Source organism: Streptomyces sp. NBC_00250 (genome assembly GCF_036192275.1).
Lineage (GTDB): Bacteria > Actinomycetota > Actinomycetes > Streptomycetales > Streptomycetaceae > Streptomyces.
The window spans coordinates 8,524,938-8,549,530 of the sequence record NZ_CP108088.1; the positions used below are offsets into that span (position 1 = coordinate 8,524,938).

Annotated in this window: 21 protein-coding genes and 3 pseudogenes; 10 read left to right on the plus strand and 14 right to left on the minus strand. The window is 71.8% G+C overall.

Annotation, left to right across the window (positions count from 1 at the left end; translation table 11 throughout):
* Window positions 1-41: 41 nt before the first annotated feature.
* Complete coding sequence (locus tag OG259_RS38425) at window positions 42-1,946, plus strand: glycoside hydrolase family 5 protein (protein WP_328946471.1); 1,905 nt, start codon at window positions 42-44, stop codon at window positions 1,944-1,946.
* Between the two features lie 67 nt (window positions 1,947-2,013).
* Here the strand turns inward: OG259_RS38425 and OG259_RS38430 are convergent, their stop codons facing one another.
* The 5 genes from OG259_RS38430 to OG259_RS38450 form a co-directional block, all read right to left on the minus strand.
* Window positions 2,014-4,086, minus strand: a complete 2,073-nt coding sequence (locus OG259_RS38430; RefSeq protein WP_328946472.1) for a galactose-binding domain-containing protein — start codon at window positions 4,084-4,086, stop codon at window positions 2,014-2,016.
* Window positions 4,087-4,213: 127 nt separating this feature from the next.
* Window positions 4,214-4,816 carry a TetR/AcrR family transcriptional regulator gene (locus OG259_RS38435; RefSeq protein WP_328946473.1) on the minus strand — a complete coding sequence of 201 codons (603 nt, stop codon included), beginning with the start codon at window positions 4,814-4,816 and terminating at the stop codon, window positions 4,214-4,216.
* Between the two features lie 49 nt (window positions 4,817-4,865).
* Window positions 4,866-5,444 (minus strand): 3'-5' exonuclease, encoded by a 579-nt coding sequence (locus OG259_RS38440; protein WP_328946474.1) that lies wholly within the window; start codon window positions 5,442-5,444, stop codon window positions 4,866-4,868.
* Between the two features lie 70 nt (window positions 5,445-5,514).
* Entirely contained in the window at window positions 5,515-6,186 is a 672-nt protein-coding gene (locus OG259_RS38445) for a GntR family transcriptional regulator (RefSeq protein WP_328946475.1), read from the minus strand.
* A 68-nt stretch (window positions 6,187-6,254) separates the two neighbouring features.
* Complete coding sequence (locus OG259_RS38450; protein ID WP_328946476.1) at window positions 6,255-7,451, minus strand: CaiB/BaiF CoA transferase family protein; 1,197 nt, start codon at window positions 7,449-7,451, stop codon at window positions 6,255-6,257.
* A gap of 136 nt (window positions 7,452-7,587) precedes the next feature.
* Here OG259_RS38450 and OG259_RS38455 point away from each other — a divergent pair, with 136 nt between their 5' ends.
* Window positions 7,588-8,778 (plus strand): acyl-CoA dehydrogenase family protein, encoded by a 1,191-nt coding sequence (locus OG259_RS38455; RefSeq protein WP_328946477.1) that lies wholly within the window; start codon window positions 7,588-7,590, stop codon window positions 8,776-8,778.
* A gap of 31 nt (window positions 8,779-8,809) precedes the next feature.
* On the opposite strand, the gene OG259_RS38460 is transcribed toward OG259_RS38455, so the two are convergent.
* Window positions 8,810-9,313 carry an FBP domain-containing protein gene (locus OG259_RS38460; protein WP_328946478.1) on the minus strand — a complete coding sequence of 168 codons (504 nt, stop codon included), beginning with the start codon at window positions 9,311-9,313 and terminating at the stop codon, window positions 8,810-8,812.
* Between the two features lie 99 nt (window positions 9,314-9,412).
* On the minus strand, window positions 9,413-10,882 hold the full coding sequence (gene yczR / locus OG259_RS38465) for a MocR-like transcription factor YczR (protein ID WP_328946479.1): 1,470 nt from the start codon (window positions 10,880-10,882) through the stop codon (window positions 9,413-9,415).
* 101 nt (window positions 10,883-10,983) lie between these two features.
* Between yczR and OG259_RS38470 the strand changes: the two genes are divergently transcribed.
* Complete coding sequence (locus tag OG259_RS38470; RefSeq protein ID WP_328946480.1) at window positions 10,984-11,166, plus strand: hypothetical protein; 183 nt, start codon at window positions 10,984-10,986, stop codon at window positions 11,164-11,166.
* Window positions 11,163-11,777 carry a universal stress protein gene (locus tag OG259_RS38475; RefSeq protein WP_328946481.1) on the plus strand — a complete coding sequence of 205 codons (615 nt, stop codon included), beginning with the start codon at window positions 11,163-11,165 and terminating at the stop codon, window positions 11,775-11,777. The genes OG259_RS38470 and OG259_RS38475 overlap by 4 nt, the downstream gene beginning before the upstream one ends.
* Before the next feature lie 6 nt (window positions 11,778-11,783).
* Here OG259_RS38475 and OG259_RS38480 read toward each other — a convergent pair whose 3' ends face one another.
* A complete protein-coding gene (locus tag OG259_RS38480; protein WP_328946482.1) occupies window positions 11,784-13,244 on the minus strand; it encodes a DUF6777 domain-containing protein in 1,461 nt (486 codons plus the stop codon).
* 239 nt (window positions 13,245-13,483) lie between these two features.
* Here OG259_RS38480 and OG259_RS38485 point away from each other — a divergent pair, with 239 nt between their 5' ends.
* Window positions 13,484-14,830, plus strand: coding sequence for a streptophobe family protein (locus OG259_RS38485; RefSeq protein WP_328947304.1), 1,347 nt, complete (start codon window positions 13,484-13,486; stop codon window positions 14,828-14,830).
* An 86-nt stretch (window positions 14,831-14,916) separates the two neighbouring features.
* Here the strand turns inward: OG259_RS38485 and OG259_RS38490 are convergent.
* Window positions 14,917-15,281 (minus strand): annotated as a pseudogene (locus tag OG259_RS38490) (transposase); the annotation flags it as partial.
* 57 nt (window positions 15,282-15,338) lie between these two features.
* Here OG259_RS38490 and OG259_RS38495 point away from each other — a divergent pair.
* The 4 genes and pseudogenes from OG259_RS38495 to OG259_RS38510 all read left to right on the plus strand — a co-directional run bounded on the left by OG259_RS38495 (window position 15,339) and on the right by OG259_RS38510 (window position 18,121).
* Window positions 15,339-15,917: a hypothetical protein gene (locus OG259_RS38495; RefSeq protein ID WP_328947343.1), complete on the plus strand. Its 579-nt coding sequence runs from the start codon at window positions 15,339-15,341 to the stop codon at window positions 15,915-15,917.
* Window positions 15,918-16,093: 176 nt separating this feature from the next.
* Window positions 16,094-16,537 (plus strand): annotated as a pseudogene (locus OG259_RS38500) (helix-turn-helix domain-containing protein); the annotation flags it as partial.
* A gap of 3 nt (window positions 16,538-16,540) precedes the next feature.
* Window positions 16,541-17,216 (plus strand): annotated as a pseudogene (locus OG259_RS38505) (IS5 family transposase); the annotation flags it as partial.
* An 80-nt stretch (window positions 17,217-17,296) separates the two neighbouring features.
* Window positions 17,297-18,121, plus strand: a complete 825-nt coding sequence (locus tag OG259_RS38510) for a DsbA family protein (protein WP_328946483.1) — start codon at window positions 17,297-17,299, stop codon at window positions 18,119-18,121.
* Window positions 18,122-18,127: 6 nt separating this feature from the next.
* On the opposite strand, the gene OG259_RS38515 is transcribed toward OG259_RS38510, so the two are convergent.
* The 4 genes from OG259_RS38515 to OG259_RS38530 form a co-directional block, all read right to left on the minus strand.
* Complete coding sequence (locus tag OG259_RS38515) at window positions 18,128-18,283, minus strand: hypothetical protein (RefSeq protein ID WP_328946484.1); 156 nt, start codon at window positions 18,281-18,283, stop codon at window positions 18,128-18,130.
* 182 nt (window positions 18,284-18,465) lie between these two features.
* Window positions 18,466-19,449: a serine/threonine-protein kinase gene (locus tag OG259_RS38520; protein WP_328946485.1), complete on the minus strand. Its 984-nt coding sequence runs from the start codon at window positions 19,447-19,449 to the stop codon at window positions 18,466-18,468.
* On the minus strand, window positions 19,449-20,342 hold the full coding sequence (locus OG259_RS38525) for a hypothetical protein (protein ID WP_328946486.1): 894 nt from the start codon (window positions 20,340-20,342) through the stop codon (window positions 19,449-19,451). The genes OG259_RS38520 and OG259_RS38525 overlap by 1 nt, the downstream gene beginning before the upstream one ends.
* A 3-nt stretch (window positions 20,343-20,345) precedes the next feature.
* Window positions 20,346-23,003, minus strand: a complete 2,658-nt coding sequence (locus OG259_RS38530) for an FHA domain-containing protein (RefSeq protein ID WP_328946487.1) — start codon at window positions 23,001-23,003, stop codon at window positions 20,346-20,348.
* A 103-nt stretch (window positions 23,004-23,106) separates the two neighbouring features.
* Here OG259_RS38530 and OG259_RS38535 point away from each other — a divergent pair, with 103 nt between their 5' ends.
* Window positions 23,107-23,781, plus strand: a complete 675-nt coding sequence (locus OG259_RS38535) for a TetR/AcrR family transcriptional regulator (protein ID WP_328946488.1) — start codon at window positions 23,107-23,109, stop codon at window positions 23,779-23,781.
* Here OG259_RS38535 and OG259_RS38540 read toward each other — a convergent pair.
* Window positions 23,745-24,551, minus strand: coding sequence for a class II aldolase/adducin family protein (locus tag OG259_RS38540; RefSeq protein ID WP_328946489.1), 807 nt, complete (start codon window positions 24,549-24,551; stop codon window positions 23,745-23,747). The genes OG259_RS38535 and OG259_RS38540 overlap by 37 nt on opposite strands.
* Window positions 24,552-24,593: the final 42 nt, after the last annotated feature.

The window sequence follows — 24,593 nt, forward strand, 5'->3', positions numbered from 1 at the left end:
ACCCGTCGGCCGGCTGACACCCCTCACCTCGGAAGGACCCTGTGAAGAGAACACTCCTGAGGGCCGCGCTCGCCGTGGCGCTCCTGGCCGCCGGAGCACCTGCGGCCCCGGCGGCCCCTGCGGTCCCCTCGGTCTCCACCACGGCCTCGGCGGCGGACGGTGACCTCGCCGACAGCTGGCAGCCGCCCCTGAGCACCCGAGGCCGGTACGTCGTCGACGCGAACGGCGACCGCTTCAAGCTCAAGTCGGCCAACTGGCACGGCGCACAGGGCTCGTGGAACGGCTCGGGTGACATCGCCGACCCCGCCGCGCACCACGACGCGGAGAAGTCCGACCAACTGCCGCTGGGCCTCGACCGCGCGCCCGTCGCCACCATCCTCGCCGACTTCCATGCCCTCGGCATCAACAGCCTCCGCCTGCCGTTCTCCAACGAGATGCTCCACGATCAGCGGCCCGTCCCCGACGCCGCGGTCGCGGCCAACCCCCAGCTGCGCGGCAAGACCCCGCTCCAGGTCTTCGACGCGGTCGTCGCCGCGACCACCGCGGAGGGCTTCGCCGTCATCCTCAACAACCACACCAACACCTCCCGTTGGTGTTGCGGCCTCGACGGCAACGAACGCTGGAACACCAGTCAGAGTGCCGCCCAGTGGGAGGCCGACTGGCTGTTCCTGGCCAAGCGCTACAAGAACGACAAGCGGGTCGTCGGTGCCGACCTCTACAACGAGGTGCGCCGCACGATCACCGACGACGCCAACTGGGGCTGGGGCGACGGGCACGACTGGTGGGCGGCCACCCAGCGCCTCGGCGACCGGCTCCTCACCGAGGCCAACCCCGACCTCCTCGTCATCGTCGAGGGCATCAACTGGCAGGGGATACCCGCCGACGGACTCCCGCACGGGCGGCCCACCCTGGAGCCGGCGCGCACCCTCTCCCACACCCTCGTCGCCTCCGGGAAACTCGTCTACTCGGCCCACTTCTACGGCTACACCGGACCGAACCACACCGGTGCGACCGGCACCGGCGAGACCCACGACTGGCGCTACCAGGAACTCTCCCGCGACGAGCTGTTCGCCACCCTGCGGCGGCAGGCCTTCTTCGTCGCCGCCGACACCGGCCGTCACTACACCGCCCCCGTGTGGATCAGCGAGTTCGGCATCGGCGCCGACGAGACCAACCCCCAGGCCCGCGCCTGGTTCGGGAACCTCGTCGACTACCTCGTCGCGAACGACACCGACTTCGCCTACTGGCCCCTCGTCGGCTTCACGGGACACGGACGCTGGAAGCTCCTCGACTACGACACCGAGGGGCGGCGCTCCGGCATACTCGACGGCGACGACTGGCGCGCCCCCGACTGGCGCCGGCTCGTCACCGCGCCCGGCCTCACCGGACCCGTTCCGGTCGTCGACCGCTGGAACATGCTGAACCTCGACCACGCGGACGCCGTGCAGTCGCTCCGCACCCGGGCCCGGGGCGACTGGGACCAGGGCGCCCGCAAGGGCGTCTGCCCCGACGGGCAGCGGATCGTCGGCCTCGCCCACCGCGACGGACGCGGTCTCTGCACGGACGCGGGAGCACCCCGACTCGACGCCCCGACGGGCGGGTTCACCGTCGTGACCGACGAACGGTACGTCAAGGAGGGCGACTGGGCCGGTGGGTACACCAAACTCCAGTGCCCTCGCGACCAGTTCATGACCGGGTACAGCGTGCGCGGCCAGGCCGTCTCCGCCGTGCTCTGCACCGCCGCGTCCCGCGCCCTGCCGGTGACCGGCCGCACGCTCTGGTTCGACCGGGGCGACAACCGCCCGGCAGGCGGGCCCGGCGGCGAGTTCGCCGCCGGCAACTACAAGGGACAGTGCGCCACCGGCGAGTACGCCGCCGGGATCGCCTTCACCGGAGCCTGGGCGAAGGGCAAGACCCCCGACGCCCTGCTCTGCCGCTCCCTGTAGCCCCTCCGGGCACGAGAAAAGGGGCCTGCCGGATCCGCGTCCGGCAGGCCCCTCTCGTGTCCCGCTGTCAGGACCTGTTGACGGACACCTCATAGAGCGAGTAGCCCCACTCCGTGGCCCGCTTCACTCCGTGGACCCGCAGGTACCGGGCCGACTGCGAGGCGAATTCCGCCGTGTCGTAGCCGCCGTCACCCGCGTCCGTGGACCACGCGGTCCGCCAGTTGGTGCCGTCGTCGGACAGCTCGATCCGGTACGCGCGCGCGTACGCCCGCTCCCAGTCCAGCGTGACCCGTCCGACCCGGCGCACGGAGCCCAGGTCCACCTGGAGCCACTGGTCGTCCGACCACTCGCTGGCCCAGCGGGTCCCCGTGTCGCCGTCGACCGTGAGACCGGGCGAGAAGTTGACGAAGGGGTTCCACCACTGGGTGGTGGAGGCCGACACCGGCTGCCCGGACGCGAGGTTCACCCCCGGCTCGTGGTCCTCGGTCCGCTTCCACGTGGTGAGGTACGACTCCGCACCCCGTGACAGCTCGTCCACGACCCCCGGTCCGCCGTCCGTGAGCCGGATCTGCTCGATCCAGTCCGGTACGAGGCCGTTGTGCGCGGCTCCGTCGGTGTTGAGGTCCCAGGTGCGCTCACCGGTGACCTGGCGGTCGAGGACGGAACCGCCGTCGAAGCTGCGGAAGGGGTACTTCACCGCGTTCGGGGCGTCGGGGCCGACCGGGCCCGGCCAGCCGCCGACCCCGTTCATGTCGGTGCCGTAGCCGAACCCGACGCCGTACTTCTTGCGCAGGGCCGCCTTCTGTCCCGCCTCACCGACGAACCCCTGGGCGTTGTGCATGTACGAGGCGGCGAAGCCGCCGAGGCGGTACAGCCGCTCGGTCCAGTCCAGGTCCATCCAGCTGTGGCTGGAGAGCACGCCCGGGTACTCCTCGGCCTCCAGCATGTCGAGCGCCCGGCCCGCGGCCTTGACGCTCATGTGGTCGAGCTCCAGCATCATGCCGCGCTGGACCATGCCCTTCACGGCGTACTCCCCGAGCCGGGTGAGCCCGCGCGTGTTGCACCGTGCGTCGGAGGCGTACGAGGGGACGCCCACCCCCGCCGGCAGCTTGGCCGCCATCGCGGCGGGTGCGGCGGCCAGTCCGATGGGGTTGTCGTGCTGCGGCCCCGCGCACTTCTCGGTGGCCCAGAAGGTGCCCGTGGACAGGAACTGGCCGATGTTGACGGCCACGCCCGTGGTCCCGCTGTCGAACCGGACGCCGCACAGCGCGTTGTCGAACTTGTGGCAGAGGAACATGCTGCGCACGCCGAGCGAGTACAGCTCGTCGAGCCCCTTGTCGATGTCCTCCTTGCCGCACTGGGCGACGTCGAGGATCTGCTTGCAGCCGAAGGGCTCCGAGGTCTCCACGCCGAGGACGACCGCGAGCTTGCCCTGCTCGATCACCGAGCGGGCCTGGGCGGCACTGGTGACGATCCGGAACCAGCCCTTACCGGGGCCGCCGTACATCCCGTCGACGTAGTCCTGCATCTCGTACGTCTTGCGGGCTTCGAGCCGGATGGCGTCCATCTCGTCGCAGCCGCGGTCGCGGGGCAGGAGCGAGCAGATCAGACCGTTGGTGACGAGGTCGTTGACCAGGACGCGCTGGCCGCCGCGCCAGGCCCGCTCGACCCAGGCGTAGTAGTTCTGCTGGTGGCTCAGGGAGTTGTTGGCGGGCCAGTCCTTGAACGTGGGCCAGCCCACCGGGTCGTGCTTGCCGTTGTCGCCGCCGGTGAGGTGTTCGAAGAGGGCGCCCGAACCGTCCGGGTAGTGCTCCGGACAGTCCTTGAGCGCGTCCGCGACGCCCGCCGTCGAGAACGGCTTGCCGCAGATCATGCGGCCGCCGAACCCCTCGTTGGACATCAGGTGGTTGTGCGCGTCGACGAAGCCGCGCACCTTCCCCTGGGCGTCCGTTCCCGTGAACGGCGCACCCGTGACGTTGATCTGCGAGTCGGCGGCCGGCCGGGACGTGGGCTCCCACCACGTGCCCGCGGCGGCGGCCGCGGGCACGGGACCGGAGCCGAAGAGGACGGCGGCCAGGGCGAGGAACAGCGCAAGGAGGGCGGGTCTGCCGCCGGTCCCGCGCGAAATGGGTCGAGTCATGGTCAGCGATGCCTCCGGACGGTGGGGGAGTACCGGGCGCCCCGAGAATCGCGGTCTTGAGACAGTGAGTCAATAGTCCGGGACAGATGACCTGTTCGTGAGTGCGGAGGTCCGACCGGGCAGCGCGCTAGCGGGTCTTTCCCTCGATCAGCGAGACCAGTTGATCGGCCGTCAGATCCAGCTGCGTCGCGGCGGTCTTCTCGTCGCCGAGGACCAGGAACTGGAGGGTGAGGCCGTCGATCGCCGCCGCCAGGTACCGCGCGATCGAGTCCACCGGAACCCGCGGATCGAGGTCCCGCACCGCGCGGACCTGCTCGACGAGCTCGCCCGCCGACGCCACGTACTGCTCGTACTGAGCCCGTGCCAGATGCTCGAACCCCGGCTCGCGCAGGGCGTACTGGGTGAGGTCGTAGGTCAGCATGTGCTCGCCGGGGTGGGCGGTGACATGGTCCCAGTACGTCTGGAGCGCGCCCCGTACGGTCTCGCGCAGGGTGGCGCCCGGCTCGACCGCCGACATCACCCGCGCCACGTAGTTGCTGTTGATCGTCTCGATCGCGGCTTCGAGGAGGGCCTGCTTGGATTCGAAGCAGTAGTGGAAGACGCTCAGCGAGACACCCGCCTCGGCACAGATCGACCGGGTGGTGGTCCGGGCGACCCCGTCCCTGGTCATCGCCCTGATCGCCGCGTCGACCAGTTGTCTGCGTCGTTCGGCCGACGGCATCCGCCCCATGGTTCCTCCTCGCGTCCGGCGCCAGGGTAACCGCAGGCCCGGGAGCCGCCTACGGAACGTCCACCGCTCCGACCGACGGCCACGCGTCCCGCTCCGCGAGCAGCAGCACCAACGCCGCGATGTTCCAGGCGTCGTCCTCGCCCCGGTGATGACGCCCCTCCAGAGGCAGCCCCGCGACCTCCAGCGCGCGCGCCATGCCGGGGCGCTTGCGAAGGCCGTACCCCTCGGTGAACACCGCCTTGGCGTTGGTGTGGTGCCGCCCGAAGGGGTACGGGGTGCCCGTCACCCGACACTGGTGGGTGAACTGCTTGCGGTCGTAGTCGCCCCAGCTCGCCCAGGGCCGCGCCCCTGACTCGTACGTGGTCGCGAGCAGCCGGCAGGCGGCGGCGAAGTCCAGGCCGGTGTCGACCTCCGCCTGGGTGAGACCGGTCAGTTCGGTGCAGAAGGCGCTGACCTCGGAGCGAGTCGGCCGCACCAGGATCCGGTGCCGCGAGACCCGCTCACCGGCGTTCAGGTCGACGACCGTCAGCCCGATCTCGATGATCTCGCTGACCGCGCCGGGCGGGCGCTCGCCGTCCCAGCAGGTCGCCTCGACGTCGACGATGTTGATCAATCCCCCATGATGCATGCCGAGGAGCCTATGAGGCGGCACGGCCCCGGGCATCCGATTTACGCCCCTCGGGGGCATCGCACCGCGCTCAGTCCCGCTCCAGGTCCAGGACCTCGCGCAGCGCCGCCACGGCATGGGCCCGGTGCTCGTCGAGCCACCGGACGGTGGCCTCCTCGTCGCCGTGCCGGAGTGCCGAGATGACGGCGCGATGCTCGCGCACGGCCTGCTTCCGGTGCGGGTCCTCGGTGTAGTAGAGCGAGCGGTACGCATCGGTGGAGTCCCACAGGGTCGCGATCAGACGGACCAGGCGCGGCATCCCCGACGCTTCGATGAGAGTGAAATGGAAGAGCCGGTTCGCCGCGGCCATCGCCGGCACGTCGCCCTCGTCGGCCGCCAGTTCCACCTCGCGCTGGACCCGCTCCAGGGCGGCCACGATGCCGTCCGGCATCCGCCGAACGGCCATCCGAACGGCCTCCGTCTCCAGGAGCTCACGGATCCGGTAGATCTCCTCCAGATCGGCGAGCGAGAGCTCCGCGACGAAGTACCCCCGGTGTATGTGATGGACGACCAGACCCTCGGCCTCCAGGGCCTTCAGGGCCTCGCGCAACGGCACCCGGCTCACCTCGAACCGGGCCGCGAGGGCGTCCTGGCGGATCTGCCCGCCGGGCCGGAGTTCCCCGCTGGTGATGGCGCGCCGCAGTTCCTCCAGGACGAACTGCTGGGCGGTCTGCGGCCGCCGCCTCTGCACCACGCTGCTCATCGCCTGTGACCTTCCGTTTCCCTCGCATTGCCCACCGGACGATCTCTCCACCGGTGCCGACCATCTTCCTACGCGCGGCCGTTCGCCGCTGAGCCCCTGTGGACAGGCCGTCCCAGCTCCGCCAGCAAACCCTCCGTGTGCTCGCCCAGACGCGGCGGAGCGGCACGGTAGGTGGGCGGGGTCGCGCCGAGCCGGATCGGATGGGCGACCTGGCCGGGGCCGGCCGCGGACTCCGGGACCCGTGGGGCGAGCCCCAGCCGGTCCGCGAGGTCGAAGGCGGCGGCCAGGTCGTTGATCGGCCCGCACGGCACCCCGGCCGCGGTGAGCTCCTCGAACCAGCTGTCGGCGGTACGGGTGCCCAACGGCCCGGTGAGCGCCGCGACCAGCTCCTCCCGGTGGGCGACGCGGGCCGTGTTGGTCGCGAAGCGCGGATCCTCGGCGAGCCCGGGCAGACCGAGGCGCTCGCACAGGACCCGGAACTGCCGGTCGTTGCCCACGGCCAGGACCAGCGGCCGGTCCTGCGCCTCGAACACCTCGTACGGGGCGATGCTCGGATGCCGATTGCCCATCGCGCGCGGCACGACCCCGGCCCCGAGGTGGGCGGCCGCCTGATTGGTGAGCGCCGAGAGGAGGGAGGAGAGCAGGGAGACCTCGACCCGCTGGCCCTCGCCGGTGCGCTCCCGGTGCCGGAGGGCGGCGAGGACGCCGAGGCCCGCGTGCAGCCCGGTGATGACGTCGACCAGGGCGACCCCGGCCTTCGTTCCCTGACCGTCCGGCTCGCCCGTCACGCTCATGAGACCGCCCATGGCCTGGACGAGCAGGTCGTAGCCGGGCAGCCGGGCCCCTCCGTCGGTGCCGAAGCCGGTCACCGAGCAGTAGACGAGTCCGGGGTTGGACTCCCGCACGTCCTCGTACCCGAGGCCGAGCTTCTCCATCGTGCCCGGGCGGAAGTTCTCCACCAGGACGTCCGCGCGGTCCACGATCGCGCGCGCCGCCGCCAGGTCCCCGGGGTCGGTGAGGTCGAGCGCGACGGAGCGCTTGTTCCGGTTCACCCCGAGGAAGTAGGTGGCCTCGCCGTCCGCGAACGGCGGACCCCACGCGCGCGTGTCGTCACCGGAACCGGGCCGTTCGATCTTGATCACGTCCGCGCCCAGATCGGCGAGGAGCATTGTCATGTACGGCCCCGCGAGGACCCGGCCGAAGTCGGCGACGACGATCCCGGACAGGGCACCTGCCGCCGTCGTTCCCGGCTGATCTGCGCGCATTCCGCTCTCCCTCACTGGCGATCGGATCCCATCGGACCGTACGGGCGGGATATCGCATTTTCAATACTGGATCCAATATCCCATCTACGGCTACGCTTCGGCTCGCCGAGTTGCCACAGCCGCCAGGAGGCCGTCCGTGAAGTCGCCGCAGTCCAGCTCCGCCCCCGTCCACCCCTTCGACCTGCTCGCCATCGACGGACTGCTGACGGACGAGGAGCGCGAGATCCGCCGTACCGTGCGTGCCGTCGCCGACCGCGAGCTGCGCCCGCACGTCGCCGACTGGTTCGAGAAGGGCGAGATCCCCGCCCGCGAACTCGCCCGCACCCTCGGTGGCATCGGCGTACTCGGCATGCACCTGGAGGGCTACGGCTGCGCGGGCACCAACTCCGTGGCGTACGGCCTCGCCTGTCTGGAGCTGGAGGCCGTCGACTCCGGGCTGCGCTCGCTCGTCTCCGTACAGGGCTCGCTCGCCATGTACGCGATCTGGAAGTACGGCTCCGAGGAGCAGAAGCAGCGCTGGCTGCCCAAGATGGCCGCCGGCGAGTACATCGGCTGCTTCGGTCTCACCGAGCCCGACGCCGGTTCCGACCCCGGCGCCATGCGCACCAACGCCAAGCGCGACGGATCCGACTGGATCCTCAACGGCACCAAGATGTGGATCACCAACGGCTCGGTGGCCGATGTCGCCGTCGTCTGGGCCCGCACCGAGGACGGCGTACGAGGCTTCCTCGTCCCGGCCGGGACGCCCGGGTTCAGCGCCCCCGAGATCAAGATGAAGCTGTCCCTGCGCGCGAGCGTCACCAGCGAACTGGTCCTGGAGGACGTGCGCCTCCCCGCCGACGCGATGCTGCCGGACGCCCGGGGCCTCTCCGGCCCGCTCGGCTGCCTCAACGAGGCCCGCTTCGGCATCGTCTTCGGCGCGCTCGGCGCCGCCCGCGACTGCCTGGAGACGGCGATCTCCTACGCACGCGACCGGATCGTCTTCGCCCGTTCCCTCGCCTCGTACCAGCTGACACAGCAGAAGCTCGCCGACATGTCCGTCGAACTCGGCAAGGGCATGCTGCTCGCCCTCCACCTGGGGCGGCTCAAGGACGCGGGCGCGCTCACCGCCGAGCAGGTCAGCGTGGGCAAGCTGAACAACGTACGCGAGGCCATCACGATCGCCCGCGAGTGCCGCACGATCCTGGGTGCCAACGGCATCACCCTGGAGTACCCGGTGCTGCGCCACGCCAACAACCTGGAGTCGGTGCTCACCTACGAGGGCACGAGCGAGGTCCACTCCCTGGTCATCGGCAAGGCGCTCACCGGAGAACAGGCCTTCCGCTGACCGGATCCGCTGACCGGATCCGACGGGCTGCTCAGCCCGCCGTCACCCGGTCCACGAACGCGTCCAGGTTGCCCGTCAGACGGGCGACCTGCTCGTCGACCGTGAGGGACTCCTCCTGGCGCCGCCCGCGCAGCTTCGGCTGCCGCTTGCCCCGGACGTACAGGGAACAGGCGAGGTCGGCGCAGAGGTAGATCCCGACGGTGTTCCCCTCACGGCCGCGGGTCCCGGCCAGCGGCGCCACGAGCAGCGTGACGCCCGAGGAGGCGTGCCCGGTCAGACAGACCTGGCACATGCTCGACTTCATCGCGCTGGTCCGCCCGGCGGCCGGCACCCGCAGGCTCACCCCGACCGGCCCGTCCGCGCGGGGGACGACCAGGTGCGCGCGGAGCGGCGCGCCCGGGTCGACCCAGCCGAGGAAGTCCAGGTCGTCCCAGGGGAGTTCTGCGAAGTCGAGCGGCAGTTTGAGGCGTGCCGCCTCGCCCTTGGTGCAGTTCACGAAGGACGAGCGGATCTGTTTGTCGGTCAGTGGTTCCACTCGGTGGACCGTACATGGACCCTCGCGGACGGGCACCCGAATAAGTACGTACGGCCCGCAGGCGAGGGAGTACGGCCCCGAGCCGACCGCGTAGGTCCTTCAGGCCACCCAGTCCGGCAGCGCCGGGTCGGCGAAGCGGCCGGGTGCCCCGTCGAGGGCCGCCGCGAGCCGCTCGGCCGCCGGTTCGTACACCTCCACGGGCAGGGTGTACGGAAGGCGCAGCCGGTGCTCGTGCGTGCCGGGGTCCACCCCGAACCGGGCGCCGCCCTCCACCCGTACCCCGTGCCGCAGGCCGCGGGCCGCGAGGGCCGAGACGGCCGGACGGCCCAGGTCGATCCACAGGCACATCCCGCCGGGCGGCACCGTCCACCGCCACTCGGGCACATGGCGGGCGAGCGCCGAGGCCAGCGCGTCCCGGCGCAGCCGCAGCTCCTCGACACGCTTCGGCAGGATCACGTCGAGCCGGTCCATGAGGGCGACGGCCACCAGCTGGTCCAGTACGGAACCGGACAGGTCGGCGGTGATCCGTACCCGGGCCAGCTCGGTCACGACCCGGGAAGCGGCCCGCACCCAGCCGACCCGGAGGCCGCCCCAGCAGCTCTTGCTCAGCGAGCCGACCGAGACGATCTGCTCGCTGTCGCCCCCGCCGGCCGCGGCCGCGAACGGCAGGGGCGCGGGCACGTCCAGGGCGATGTCGGTCAGCGTCTCGTCCACCACCAGCCAGGTCCCGGTGGCCCGCGCGGCCCGCGCCAGGTCCCGGCGCTGCTCCTGCGGCATCAGGTGCCCGGTCGGGTTGTGGAAGTCGGGGATCAGATAGGCCAGGCGCGGCGCGGTCTGCCGGAGCGCCGCCTCGACGAGCCCGGTGTCCCAGCCGGTCTCGGTGACGGGCACCGGCGTGATGCGGAGCATCCGGCTCCGCATCGCGTCGAGAGCGTTGGTGTACGAGGGGTTCTCGGCGAGCACCCGGTCTCCGGCCCGGCCGAGCAGCGTGAGCCCGAGCGAAAGGGCCTGCTGCGCGCCCGTCGTGACGAGGATCTGCTCCGGGCGGGTCGGCAGGCCCCGCGCCGTGTAGCGGGCGGCGACGGCGGCGCGCAGCGCGGGCAGTCCGTACGGGTGGTAGCCCTGCGAGCCGGCGTAACGGGGCAGTTCGGCGGCGGCCACCGCGAGCGCGGCGGAGAGTTCCTCGGCCGGGGCCTCCGGCGCGGCCAGGGCGAGGTCGATGGTCGCCCCGGCGTCGTCGTGGAAGGCGCCGAGTGCGGTCGGCGCCTGGCCCTCCGGGAGCGCGGTCCAGGTGCCCGCGCCGCGTCGGCTGTGCGCGTATCCGCTCTCGCGGAGCAGGTCGTACGCCCCCGTGACCGTCGTCCGGCTCACGGCGAGCACCGTGGCCAGCTCCCGCTCGGCCGGCAGCCGCAGCCGCAGGGCCACCCGCCCGTCGAGCAGGGCTTCCCGTACGGCCCGCGCGAGCTCGCGGTAGCCGAACCGGCCCTCGGGGGGTGGGGTGAGGAGCGACGCCAGCTGGCGGCCCGTCAGGGTCCGGTCCGCTGTGTGGACCACACGTGCCACTGTCATGCCAATCACTCCTCATTGGCTCTGCTGTCCGGGCCAATAAGGTTACAGACTCCTTTCCAGTGGCCTGGTGGCCACCTTGAACAAGGGAAAGGAGACGACCGATGTCCGGACACTTCACCGACCGTGACGAGCGGATGTGGCAGCAGCGTGCGGAGGAGCGGGCGGCCCGGCCCCTGCCGGTCGGAGCCTGGCTCCGCCGGGCCCTGCGGACCTCGCGTACCCCGCGTTCCGAGACGAAGGCGACCTCCAGCCCCGTCCGCCCTCGCCCCGTGGAACAGCCGTGACCGGCGGGTCCACCGACGGGTCCACCGGCGGGTCCACCGGGTCGGGCAGCGGCCTCGCCCCCGGCTCCGTCGGTCGGATCGTCGTCGGCGTGACCGGTTCACTCGCCTCGCTCGCCGCCCTGCGGTCCGCGGCCGTGCTCGCCCGCCACGACGGCGTTCAGCTGCTCGCGATCCTGGTCTGGGAACCGCCGGAGGGTGAGGCCCTGTACGCCCGGATGCCCGACCGGGCCTGGGCACGGATGTGGGCCGAGGACGCACGCCGGCGCCTGGAGGACGCCGTCGTCGACGGACTCGGTGGCATTCCCGCCGGCCTCGCCTTCGAGGGCCGGGCCGTCAGGGGCACCCCGGCGGCCGCCCTGCGCCGGGTGGCGGACCGCCCCGGCGACCTGCTCGTCCTCGGCTCGGCGCCCGGCCGCGGCCGGGCGGCCCGGTTGCGCCGCCGTCCGGTGCTGCGGGCCGTGCTGAAGAGTGCGGGCTGCCCGGTGCTGACCGTGCCCGGCCCGGCGCTCCTCCCGGGCGAGGCCCGAGTCCTGCGCCGGAACGCCCGTACCCCCGCACCCCGTCGAAGGGAATCGACCGGGACGGGGGTACGGGGACCTGCGTCCCGCTGAGCGCGATCAGACCACGGGCTGACGGCCGGCCCCGCCGGACGGGGACCACGGCGCCGCTCCCGGACCGGACGCCGGGACCGAGGGGGAACCCGAGGCCGTGTTCGACGGCGTCAGCGGGGCGACGTTCGCCGGGGAGCTGGCGGCGGCCGAACCGTCCGTGACCGGTGCGGACTCGGGACCCGACGACTGGGTCGACGGCGACGAGTCGTCCGCCGGTGAGCTGTCGGGCGGCGACGTGTCGGTCGACGGTGACGTGTCGGAGGGAGACGTCGGCGGCGAGGACGTCGACGCCGAGGGGGAGAGGGTCTCGGGGCACGGAGACGGCGTGACCCCACCGCTCGGCGTCGGGGTCTCCGTGCCCGTCACCGTCACGCACGGCACCGGCGACGACGGGGAGACGGACGTGGACGGGGACGTCGACGCGGAGGTCGACGGGGACCTGGTGGGCGGCGGGGGAGGCGGTGGGGTCGGGTGGTCGTTGCGGCCGTGGTCGCCGTGCTTCCGCGCGAACCAGCTGTCGTCCTTCGGGTCGTACACCACGAAGACGTTCACGACCGTCACGGACGGAGCCACCACGATCACCTGGTCGGAGCTGTACCCCTGCCACGCCGTGCCCGTCGTCCGGGGTGTCTTCTGCGCCACCGGATCGGTCAGCGGGTTGCCGCAGGCGCAGCGCACCCGGGGCACCCCGCGACTGTCGACCAGGACCGCGGTCCCTGACTGGAGCACCGCCTGGTACGTGGTGGCGGAGCCGTCCCGGTACCCGTGATTCGTCACCCGGGTGTCGGCGCGGAGCTGAAGCGGGGTCAGGGAGCGGAGATAGCCCGGGACCTGGTTTCCGGCGATGCCGAGGACGGAGGCGAAGGCGGTGTTCTTCGAGGGTTCGCCGGAGAGGAAGCGGATCTGCTGTTCCACGTTGCAGCTGGCCACCGACTGCGTCCCGCCGTAGAGCCCGGGGGTCGAGCCCGACACCTCGGGGGTGGTCGAGCTGGTACGGGGCGGCAGCGAGGCCGGAGGGGCGGAGGCGGTGTCCGTGCGGGCCGTCGACCGGGTGAACGGGTCGGGGCCGGACGCGGCCGCGTTCTGGAGGAACACCTCGCCGCCACCGGAACCCGCCGTGTCGCCCTTGTCGTCGGGGCTGTTGGTGAGCACGACGGCCAGGGCGGCGGCCGCGACCAGGATGGCGGTGACCGAGGCGACCTTCGGGACGGAACGCCACCAGGGGCCCTTGGAGCCGCCGTTCCCGGCGCCGCCGCCACTGGCGCCGCCGGTACCGCCGGTACCGCCGCTCCCGGAGCCGCCCGACGAACCGCCGCCGCCCGAGCCGCCCCCCGAACCGTCGTGGGGAGGTCCGGGGGGTGGTGGCGGACCGGCGCTTCCCGGGCGTGTGCTCGGGCCCGAGAGAGGGCCGGAGGGGGGACCTGCGGGAGGTACCGACGGAGGGCCGGACGGCGGGTGGGAAGTCACGTTTTTCCCTTTCTTCCGTTCCGGGCCCATTGTGTGCGCCGAACGGTGCCCGCCCGCAAGCGGAGGACCCCGACCGGCACAGCCCCACACGACCGGCACGGCCCCACGCGACCGGCCCCGCCCGCGACCGCCCGACCGTCACCGGCCCCGCCCGCGACCACCACCGGCCCGCCCGCGAGCGCCCGACCGTCACCGCCACGGGTACCGTCCGCAAGCGCCCGACCGCTGCCGGTACTAGCGTGGGCAGGGTGAGCAGTCGGCTCCCCACCTCCACGCGGCCCGCCGCGACCTCCACCGGGCTCCTCGCCCGCGTCGGCCTCCAGGCCCTGGCCGCGGTGGTCGCCGGGTACGTCGCGATGGGCGTCACCGCGGGCCTGGGCCTCTGGGCCGCGGGCGCGGGCGACCTGCCCGGCGGTTTCACCGCCGTCCTCGCCGCCGTCGTCGTCATGGCCGCCGGCGGAAAGATCGAACTCTCCGGCGACGCCGGAGCCCTCGCCGGAACCCAGGCCGAACTCACCGCCATGCCCCTGACCGTCACCCTGGTGGGCGCACTGGTCACCGGCTTCTGCTTCCTCCGCCCGCTGCGCCACCACGCCGTGACCAGCTCCCGCGAACTCCTGATGCGCGCCGCGAGCACGGTCGTCCTCTGGCTGGCAGCCCTCGCGGGCATCTCCGCCGTCGCCCGGCACGACTTCCCCCTCACCATCGGCGGCAGGGACGAGCAGGGCTCCCTCATGGACATCTTCGGCGAGCTCCTCGACGCCGTGAACCCCACCGTCGGCTTCCGCACCGACCTCGGGCCCACCCTGTTCTACGGGCTCCTGTGGATCCTCGGCGTGCTGGTCGTGGCGCTCCTCGTCTCCCGCAGGACCCCGCTGCCGCCCCGGCTGGTGCGCTACCACGAACCCGTTCGGCCGGCGGCGTACGCGATGCTCCTGCTGCTCCTCGCGTACGTGGTCGTGGGCCTGGTGATCGGACTCGTGGTCGCGGCGGTCAAGGGGCACGCCGCCGAGACCCTCGCCGTCCTCCTCCTCGGCCTGCCCAACGTCACCTGGCTCGCCCTCGGCGTCGGCATCGGCGGCTCCTGGGAGGGCAGGGTCGACGGTCCCTTCGGCCTGCCCATGCCGCAGGTCCTCGACGCCGTCCTGCGCCAGGGCGGCACGGGCGACAGCGAGGACCTCTCGACGATCGACCTGAACTCGCTCGCCGCGCAGGACGCCCGGGCCTGGTGGCTGCTCCCCGTGGCCGCCGTCCTGGTCCTCGCCGTCGCCTTCCTGGCCGCGGTCCGCTCCCCGGCCAGGATCCGGCCCTGGCAGCACGCCCTGCACCTGGGCATCGCCTTCGCCCTGACGATGCTGGTCGCGGCCCCCCTGACCCTGGTGGAGGCCCGCTTCGGCCTCTCCGTCCTCGGCATCGGCGAACTGGACTCCCTCGGCGGCGAGGTCATCCTGCGCCCGCACATCTGGAAGACGGTCGGCTTCGCCCTCCTCTGGGGCCTGTTCTTCGGCTTCCTGGGCGGCCTCCTCGCCACCCGGGTCCACCGCAAGGGCGAGACCGAGGAACCCAAGACGCCGTCCCGGCCGTAGCCCTTCCCGCCCCCCTCCTGACCCCCTCCCGGGCCCCCTCCTGCCCCTGGGATCGTCGTCCGCGCCCCGTGCCACGCGGCGGCGCGTTAGAGGTCATCTCTTTTGGTGAGTCTGCGGTAGCAGATGAGGGTGCAGGCGATGCTGGTGAAGGCGAGGAAGTCGTCGGCCTTGCGTTCGTAGCGACGGTGGAGTCGTCGGCAGCCGGCGAGCCGGGCCATGGCGCGTTCGATGGTCCAGCGGTGGCGGCCCAGTCGCTGCGAGGACTCGACGCCCTTACGGGCGATGCGGTGGGCGATGCCGCGCTCGCACAGCCATCGCCGCAGGTGGGAGCAGTCGTAGCCCTTGTCACCGTGGAGCTTGCCGGCCTTGCGTCGCCGACGTCCGCGGCTTGGCGGGAGCGGATCGGTGGGATGCCCTTTACCAGCGGGATCAGGGCCTGGCTGTCATGCAGGAACGTCTACGGTCTCTCCACCTGAGACCCTTCGGGTTGATCACCGCCGGGGGAGAAGTGGGCAGCCACTTCTCCCCCGGCTTTCATTGCCATCGGAAGGCAACGATGATGTCGAATTTCTCGGACTGGCAGGACCGGATGCTGCGAGCGGTCTGGCGGCACGGGGAGCAACTCCCCGAGGAGGTGCTGACGTGGATGGCCGAGCTGTACGGCGAGCGTGGAGAAATTCCGGAACCGGAGTTCTGTGAATCCTGGACCGCGCGAACCTTCTCCATGGCGAGATCGGCCTTCGAGACGGTCACCAAGTCGGCGGAGCAGGACACCGGGAAAGCGACCACCGGCGACGACTTCACCTACATCACATACGTTCGCGACCCGGAACTGGGACCGGTCGGCGTGGTCCACATCAAGTCGGCGGAGGTCTCCACACCCGATTCGGAAGAGGTTCTGTGTGCTGTGGCAGAAGGAGTGCAGGAATTCGTCATGAGCCACCATCGCGTGACCTGGCCCGTCTGCGGCGAGCACGGCCGCGGTCTGCATGTGGGTTACGTCCATGAGACCCCGGTCTGGACATGCACGGGCGGGACCACGGATGGTCACGTGGTGAGAGCGATTGATCCCGCCGTTCAGCTGTAGATCATCGCGGGACCTTTCTCGGGGTCAGCCACCATCTCACCATGATTTCCCACTGTTCTCCGCGTGATCCGGTGCGCTTGTGGTGCGCCCGGCCATGACCGGAGGTCATCCCTGAGCCTTTTCCAAGCCTGTGGTGTCGACCGCGAGCTGGACACGCATGCGTCACCACGAAGCTCCTGGCAGACGGGTTCTCAACCAAGATCACCCGTGTCTGCCAGGAGATCGGGACACGTTGGCGGCGTCTTCCCGCCGCACGTCAAGCCCTGCCCGCCCTGTCCCACTTGCGGTGCGGTGACACCCATGCCCAGCTCGCCGCCGGGTTCGGCATCGGGATCGCGACCGTCTACCGCTCCATACGTGAAGCCGTCGAGGTCCTGCCCCCTCGCCCCGTCCCTGGCCGAGGTGATGCGGACGATCCAGGAGAAGGCGTTCGTCATCCTCGACGGCACCCCGCTGCCGATCGACCGCATCGCCGCCGACACCCCCTATTGCTCCGGGAAGCACAAGCGCCACGGCATGCGCCGCGACAGCACGGGATCATCGAAGCCCTCACCGAAGCGCTGCTCGGACGCCGGGCGGACGAGGCACATCAGGGCGCCGGCGGCCCCGTCCGCGTACCGTTGATCGTGTTCGTGGCCACGTCGGGCTGCACGTGGCAGCAGTTGCCGTCCGCGTCGTTCGGGCCGTCGGGAGCGACGGCCCGCCGGCGCTTCTCTGAGTGGATGAAGGCCAGGGTGTGGGCCAAGCTCTACCGTCTGGTCCTCGACGAGCTCGGGTCCCGAGGCGAGCGGGACTGGTCCCGCTGCGCGATCGACTCGGTGAACATGCGGGCCCTGAAAAGGGGGACCTGACGGGTCCGAATCCTGTCGACCGGGGCAAGTACGGGTCGAAGATGCACTTGATCACCGAGCGGACGGGTCTGCCCATCTCTGTCGCAATCTCGGCGGCGAACCTGCATGACAGCCAGGCCCTGATCCCGCCGGTAAAGGGCATCCCACCGATCGGCTCCCGCCGCGGACGTCGGCGACGCAAGGCCGGCAAGCTCCACGGTGACAACGGCTACGACTACTCCCACCTGCGGCGATGGCTGTGCGAGCGCGGCATCGCCCACCGCATCGCCCGTAAGGGCGTCGAGTCCTCGCAGCGACTGGGCCGCCACCGCTGGACCATCGAACGCACCATGGCCCGGCTCGCCGGCTGCCGACGACTCCACGTCGCTACGAACGCAAGGCCGACGACTTCCTCGCCTTCACCAGCATCGCCTGCACCCTCATCTGCTACCGCAGACTCACCAAATGAGATGACCTCTTAAACGCATGTGCGAACAGCGTTCCGGACGCATAAAGTCCGTTCGTTCACAGGGAGGGGAAACGGATCTGATGAAGAGTGGAAGAACGGCACGGGCCGTCATCGCGGTCAGTGTCGTCGGGGTCGTGCTCGCGGGCTGCTCGACCAGCAGGACAGGTTCGGCAGACGCGGGGGATGCCGGGCCGGAGTCACAGGCCGCTTCGGCGCGTTACACGTCGTCCGCCGAGCTGCTCGAACGTCTGTCGGCGGACGGAACCACCGTGGTGGTCGGCAACCCCGAAGCCAGGTCTGTCGTGCATCTGCTGGAGGACCCGCGGTGCCCCGTGGTCGAGGAGTTCGAACGGACCGGCGCCAAGGCCGTTCGGAAGCTGGTCCTCAGCCGGGAGATCCGCGTCGAGTACACCTTCGCCTCCTTCAAGGACGACCGGCTCGGCGGTGACGGGTCGAAGCGGGCCGTGAACGCCCTGCGCGCGGCGCTGGACCGGGGCAAGTTCGTCGAGTACCACGCCGTGCTGTTCCGGAACCAGGTCGTCGTGGAGGGCTCGGGCGGCTTCACCACCGAACGCCTTCTGAAACTCGCCGACCAGGTGCCCGGGCTGCGCAGTGCCGCCTTCGACGCCGCCGTCAGGACCATGAAGTACAAGGCGTTCGTGACCGCCTCCGAGAAGGCCTACGAGAACACCGGCGACGACCCGAACGGACCCGGAACGCCCTCGCTCGTCGTCAACGGTCATCAGCTCGAAGGCGGCCTGTTCGCGGCGGCCTTCAGGGAGGAGCTGCTCACCCGTCTGGTGGTCGACCTCCACGACCGGCCGGCGAGGTGGTCGACCTTCTGGGTGCCCTTCGGCCAGCGTGTCGAGGCCCAGTGGGAGGCCGAGGAGTCGCAGGAGTCGTAGGACCCGTCAGAAGAGGCTTCTGACGAAGTCGACGAACCAGTTCATGACGACGACCACGAGGATCAGCAGCCCGATCAGGACCACGTAGAACCAGGAGCAGCCACCCCCGGCGTCCACGTCGTGTTCGTCGCTCCCGCCCAGCTCTCCGTCGAACAGATCCACCTTCGTCCCCTCTCCCCGCCCGGTTCACCCGGACCCCCGGCCCGTAAGGACGTCCTTTCGCACGCCCGGGTTCCGGGCCCGAGGGGTCCGGTACTCAGGGGCAGGGGCAGGGGCAGGGGCAGGGGTAGGGGCAGGGGGTGGGGTACTCAGGCGCGCGGAGAGGCCGTGCCCCCCGGTGCCGCCTACAGTTCGCGGAACATCGGCCTCGCCCACGCGGGCGGGGCCCGTGGCGGTGCGAGCGGTTCGGGGCCCTTGGTCACGATCGGGCCGCCACCGTCCGCGGTCAGGGTCGCGCGTAGCTCGGTCACGAACTCCAGGCACGTCCCGTACCGCTCCTCGGGCGTCTTCGCCAGCGCCTTGGCGAACACCGCGTCCGCCGCCTCCGGCAGCCCGGGACGCACCTCGGAGAGCGGCGGAGGCGGATCGTACTGCTGCGCCCACAGCACGGCCCAGTCGGTGTCACGGCGGAACGGCGGCGCACCCACCAGCGTCTCGAACACCACACACGCGAGGCTGTACACATCGCACCGGCCGTCCACCGGCTTCCCCGAGATCTGCTCGGGTGCCACATAGTCCAGCGTGCCCACGAACTCGCCCACCGTGGTGAACCCGGTCAGCGACAGCGACTTCTTCGTCAGGCCGAAGTCCGTGAGGTACACATGCTCCGGATGGTCCCGGTCGGTGCCCTCCGCGACCAGGATGTTGCCGGGCTTCACATCCCGGTGCACCAGGTCGTGCGCGTGCGCCGCGTCCAGGGCCGAAGCCACCTGCACGGCGATCCGCCCCGCCTTCACGGGCGACAGCGGCCCCTCGCGGTCCAGCAGCGCCACCAGGTCCTGCCCCGCCACGTACCGCATGGCGATGTACAGGACGCCCTCCGTCTCGCCCGCCTCGAAGACCGGCACGATGTGGGGGTGGTCGATCGACGCGGCGACCCGGGACTCGTGCGCGAAGCGCTTGCGGAAGGTGTCGTTGCGGGCCAGCTCGGGGGCGAGCAGCTTCAGCGCCACCGTCCGGTCGAGCCGCAGATCCCGCGCCCGGTACACGACCGCCATCCCGCCGCGCCCGATCTCGCCCTCCACGCGGTAGCCCGCGATCTCCTTGCCGAGGAGCCCCGAGGGGCGGCCCGCCGGCAGCTCCGGGTCCTCGCGCGGCGCGTCGGCCATCAGCCCTCACCGCCCGTCGCGGGCGGCGGCCGCTCCACGACCTGCGTCGGCGGCGGCCCGGCGGCCGCAGCGGGGTCCACCTGCGGCACCACCTGGGTGGGCGGAGGGCCGGCGGCCGGGTCCACCTGCGGCACGAGTTCCGTCGGCGGCTCGGCCTCGGCGACCGGGTCCACCTGCGGTACGACCTCCGTCGGCGGATCGGCCTCGGCCCCGGGGTCCACCTGCGGCACCACCTGGGTGGGGGTCGGTTCGGCGGCCGGCGGCGGATCGCCGCGCAGCACCACCTGGGTGGGCTCGTGTACGGGAGGTGCGGCGGCATCCCGCTCACCGGCCGGCTCCTCCTCCGACTCCTCCTCCGGCTTCGCCGCGTCCGTGACAGGAGCGGCGACCGAGGGCGACGCCGATGCGGCGTACGTACTCAGCCCCACCCCGTCGCAGTACACCCACCGCTCGTGCTCGGCGTCGTACAGCCACACCGACTCGCCGTCCACGACCATGCCCACCCGCAGCCCGCGCGTCCGCAGCCGGAAGTTCTCGCCGTCGAGGCGCCCCGCTCCCAGCGCCTCCGCGGCCCGCCGGTAGCGTCCGAGCGCGTCCTCGGCGCGGGCGATCAGCGGACGCGGATCCGCGGTCCTGGTGAGCGGCCGCCCCGCCGCCGGCGGGTCGTCCGGGACGGTGACGAGGAGCCGCGCGTCGACCCACGCCGTCCAGCCGTTGGAGCAGAGGACCCGTCCCCAGTCACCGGCCCGCTCCTCCAGACGTACCGGCAGGAACGCGTCGAGCGGCGTCGTCGGCAGCCCCGGGTCCGGCGCCTCCCAGGCGTCCAGACCGGCGCGCGGTACGACATGGGTGGGCCGGAAGTCCGGCACGTACTCGGGTACGGGGACGCTCACGGCCTACCTCCGCATGACGACCGGCTCGTGCCGACGCAGCAGCCGCGCCACGAGCAGGCCGAGGACGAGACAGAGCACCACCATCATGCCCATGTCGAACAACCAGGCCGCCGCCGTGTGCTCCATCAGCGGGTCCGCCGTCTTGTCGCTGGGTGCGACCTGCCCGATGTCGATCGTCGCGCCCATCGCCGCGAACGCCCACCGCGAGGGCACCAGCCACGCCAGCTGCTCCAGGACCGGCGTGCCCCGCACGGTCAGGAGCGCCCCGCAGAACACCACCTGCACGATGGCGAGGAGGACGAGCAGCGGCATCGTCACCTCCTCCTTGCGGACGAGGGCGGAGACGAGCAGTCCGAGCATCATCGCCGTGAAGGAGAGCAGTGCGACGGCGAGGGTGATCTCGATGAGCGGCGGCATCAGGACGCCCTTGCCGCCGGGCACGTTCAGCGGGACGCCGATCAGGGCCACCAGGGTGAGGACGACCGCCTGGACGACCGTGATCACGCCGAGGACGACCACCTTGGAGGCGAGATACGCGGAGCGGGAGAGGCCGACGGCTCTCTCGCGCCGGTAGATCGTGCGCTCCTTGACCAGTTCGCGCACGGCGTTCGCCGCGCCCGTGAGGACTCCGCCCACACAGAGGATGAGCAGGACGTTCAACGTCGACTCGGGGTTGAGGCTGCCTTCGGACAGGGCCCTGGCCATCGCGCCCATCACGAACGGCAGCGCGATCATGATGGCGAGGAAGGTGCGGTCCGCGGCGAGCGCCGCCGCGTACCGGCGGACGAGCGTCCGCAGCTGGGAGCCCCAGCTCTGCGCCTTCGGCGGCGGGGCCGGCTCCGTGGCGGCCGGGGCCGCCCCGTCGAGGGCCACGGGCACGGGGACGTTCGGGCGGGCCGTCGCGTCCGAGATGTACCGGCGGTGGAAGCGGGACGACCGGTACTGGCCGGCCCAGTCGCGGTCCCGGTCGTTCTCGAAGGCCTCGAAGGCCTCCGGCCACTGATCGAATCCGAAGAAGCCGAGGGAGTCCCCGGGCGGCCCGTAGTAGGCGACCTTGCCGCCCGGCGCGAGGACCAGCAGCCGGTCGCACACGTCGAGACTGAGCACGCTGTGCGTGACCACGACGACCGTCCGGCCGTCGTCCGCGAGCCCGCGCAGCATGTGCATCACGGAGCGGTCCATGCCCGGGTCGAGGCCGGAGGTCGGCTCGTCGAGGAAGAGCAGCGAAGGTTTGGTGAGCAGCTCCAGGGCGACGCTCACCCGCTTGCGCTGACCGCCGGAGAGGCTGTGGATCGGCTGCTGTGCGCGCTCCACGAGCCCCAGCTCCCGGATCACCTCGTCCACCCGGGCCCGCCGCTCGGCCGGCACGGTGTCCTCGGGGAAGCGCAGCTCGGCGGCGTAGCCGAGGGCCCGGCGCACGGTGAGCTGGAGGTGCAGGATGTCGTCCTGCGGGACGAGGCCGATGCGCTGCCGCAGCTCGGCGTAGTCCCGGTAGAGGTCACGGCCGTCGTAGAGCACCGAGCCCCGGTCGGCGGGGCGCTGGCCGGTGAGCGCGCCGAGCAGCGTCGACTTCCCGGCGCCGGACGGCCCGACGACCCCGAGCAGGCACTTCTGGCCCACGGGGAACGACACGTCGTCGAGGAGCGTCTTGCGTCCGTGGTCGACGGTGACGGCGAGCGACTGGACGTCGAGGGAGACCTCGCCGGTGTCGGTGAACTCGACGAGCTGCCCGCCGATCAGACAGAACGCGCAGTGGCCGACGCCGACGATGTCGTCCGGTGTCACCCGGGCGTCGACGACGGGGCTGCCGTTGAGGAAGGTGCCGTTGTGACTGCCGAGGTCATGGATCCAGTACGTGCCGTCGGGGTGGGCCTGGAGCTCGGCATGGCGCCGGGAGACGACGAGATCGGAGACGACCACGTCGTTGTCGGGGGCACGGCCGATCCGGATGCTGTGCGTCGGCAGTGGCCGCACGGACGTCGGCTGCCGGAAGGTGCCGGTGGCGGCGGGATGGGAGACGGAGGGCGGCCGGAAGGGTGCCCCGCGCTCGCGGCGGGGCTCGACGCCGGGTACCGCTCCGTCCGGGAGCCGGGGCTCAGGCCGAGGGTCGAGCTGAGGTCGAGGGTCGAGCCGAGGTCGAGGTCGTGGCTCCTGCTGAGGCTCCGGTACGGCCGGGGGTTCCTCCTCCGGTACGACCACGGGCTCCGCGACCACGGGCTCGGGGCCGGCTACGGGCTCCGCGACCGCGGGCTCGGGCTCGGGCTCGGCAGGAGGTTCCGGTGCCGCCAGGGGCTCCCGTACGGCCGGGGGCGGGGGTTCCGCCGGACCGGTCCGCACCGCTCCCGACGACAGCACCGCGCGCGGTCCGTCCTCCGGGTGTCCGAACCGTACGACCGTCCCGGGGCCCACCTCCCGCGCCCCGGCCACGCGCATGCCGTCCGTGAAGGTGCCGTTCGTGCTGCCCTCGTCCGCCAGCGTCCAGTGGCCGGTGACGGCGCTGAGCACCGCGTGGTGCCAGGACGCGCGCGCGTCCGCGAGCACGATGTCGCTGGTGGGATCCCGACCGATGCGATAGACGCGGCTCGGTTTCATGCGCGTCGCGTCCCCGTCGATCTCGAGGACCAGATCAGGCGCCGCGGGCGCGACGGGCCGCTCTCCCATGCGTGAATTTTATCCGCCGGTCCTCATCCGTGCCCGGGATGGCGCCGCCGGTAAGGTGGGCGTCCGTCGCAGGACGCGGCCCAGGACCGAGGAGGAAGCACCCGTGCCGAAAGGTGTCACCAGGCGGCGGCCCCGTACCCGCGCGGCGCTTCTGAAGGCCGCTCTGGAGACCTTCGCCGAGCACGGCTTCCACGCCACGACCATCGAGCAGATCTGCGAGCGCGCCGGATACACCCGGGGCGCGTACTACTCGAACTTCGCCAGCAAGGAAGAACTCTTCCTCGCCCTCTTCGACGAGCACAGCGACCGGACCGTGGGGCGGCTCGCCGATGCGATCGACGCGCTGACCGCGGAGGAGTACACGCTGGCCCGGCTGGCGGAGCTCGCCGCCCGTGTCGAACCGGACGAGCGGGACTGGTACCTGGTCACCACCGAGTTCACCCTGCACGCCATCCGTGACCCCCAGGCCGCGTGGGTGCTCGCGCGCCACGACGCGCGGCTGCGGGCCGAGATCGCCCGCGGGCTCACCCTCGTGCTGCACCGGGCCGGACGCGAACTGACCGTGGACGCCGACCGGTTCGCGCGGCTCCTCATCGCCCTGCGCGAGGGCGGGCTCGCGCAGAGCTACGTGGAGCCGGCGGAACTGCCGCCGGGCAGTCTGGAGCGGCAGTTCCTCACCCCGCTCCTGGAGGCGTCGACGCGGGAGATCCCCGGCGGCGACACCGGCACGGGGAGTGCGGGTCAGTCGAAGAGGTCCGGGTCGGACGCCGTGATCTGATCCCACAACGGGCGCGCCTGGAACCAGCCGGCCAGATGGCTGCCGATCTGGCCCCGCGTGAGGAGCGCGGTCTCCCGGTCGATGTGCTGCGGCGTGCCCGCCGCCATCGCCAGGAGCTGCGCCTGGCAGGAGCGCTCCATGGTGACGAACCACCACACCGCCTCGGCGACGGAATGGCCGACGGTCAGCAGGCCGTGGTTCTTGAGGATGACGGCCTTGTGGTCGCCGAGGGCCTTGGCGACGCGCTCGCCCTCCTCGGTCTCGTTGACCACGCCCCGGTAGTCGTCGTAGATCCCGTGGTCCTCGAAGAACGCGCAGGCGTCCTGGGTGATCGGGTCGAGCGGGATGCCGAGGCTGGAGAAAGCCTTGCCGTGCAGGGAGTGCGAATGTGCGGCGGCGATCGCGTCGGGCCGGGCGGCATGGACCCGCGAGTGGATGACGAACGCCGCCCGGTTCACTGGTCTGCGCCCCTCCAGTACGGTCCCCTCGTGGTCCACCAGGATCAGGTCGGAGGCCTTGATCTGACCGAAGCTCATCCCGAAGGGGTTGACCCAGAAGGCGTTCGGATCGCCGGGGTCGCGGACGGTGATGTGCCCGGCGACCCCCTCGGAGAACCCGAACCTCCCGAAGATCCGGAACCCGGCTGCGAGTTGCTCCTTGCGGTACCGGCGTTCCTCCTCGACGGAGTCGAAGGTCGGCGGCATCGGCAGGACGACTCCCTCGGGCAACGGCCCGACGGCGGCGGCGAGCGCGGGCGGAACGGTGCTCATGACGGCTCCTCGGTGAGCGGATGGGTCACTGCCCGCCAAAAG

Bases quoted from the DNA above. Each gene is read 5' to 3' on its own strand.
- OG259_RS38430 (WP_328946472.1), bottom strand. From the start codon at position 4,086: ATGACTCGACCCATTTCGCGCGGGACCGGCGGCAGACCCGCCCTCCTT.
- OG259_RS38435 (WP_328946473.1), bottom strand. From the start codon at position 4,816: ATGGGGCGGATGCCGTCGGCCGAACGACGCAGACAACTGGTCGACGCG.
- OG259_RS38440 (WP_328946474.1), bottom strand. From the start codon at position 5,444: ATGCATCATGGGGGATTGATCAACATCGTCGACGTCGAGGCGACCTGC.
- OG259_RS38445 (WP_328946475.1), bottom strand. From the start codon at position 6,186: ATGAGCAGCGTGGTGCAGAGGCGGCGGCCGCAGACCGCCCAGCAGTTC.
- OG259_RS38450 (WP_328946476.1), bottom strand. From the start codon at position 7,451: ATGCGCGCAGATCAGCCGGGAACGACGGCGGCAGGTGCCCTGTCCGGG.
- yczR (WP_328946479.1), bottom strand. From the start codon at position 10,882: ATGACAGTGGCACGTGTGGTCCACACAGCGGACCGGACCCTGACGGGC.
- OG259_RS38470 (WP_328946480.1), top strand. From the start codon at position 10,984: ATGTCCGGACACTTCACCGACCGTGACGAGCGGATGTGGCAGCAGCGT.
- OG259_RS38510 (WP_328946483.1), top strand. From the start codon at position 17,297: ATGAAGAGTGGAAGAACGGCACGGGCCGTCATCGCGGTCAGTGTCGTC.
- OG259_RS38520 (WP_328946485.1), bottom strand. From the start codon at position 19,449: ATGGCCGACGCGCCGCGCGAGGACCCGGAGCTGCCGGCGGGCCGCCCC.
- OG259_RS38530 (WP_328946487.1), bottom strand. From the start codon at position 23,003: ATGGGAGAGCGGCCCGTCGCGCCCGCGGCGCCTGATCTGGTCCTCGAG.
- OG259_RS38540 (WP_328946489.1), bottom strand. From the start codon at position 24,551: ATGAGCACCGTTCCGCCCGCGCTCGCCGCCGCCGTCGGGCCGTTGCCC.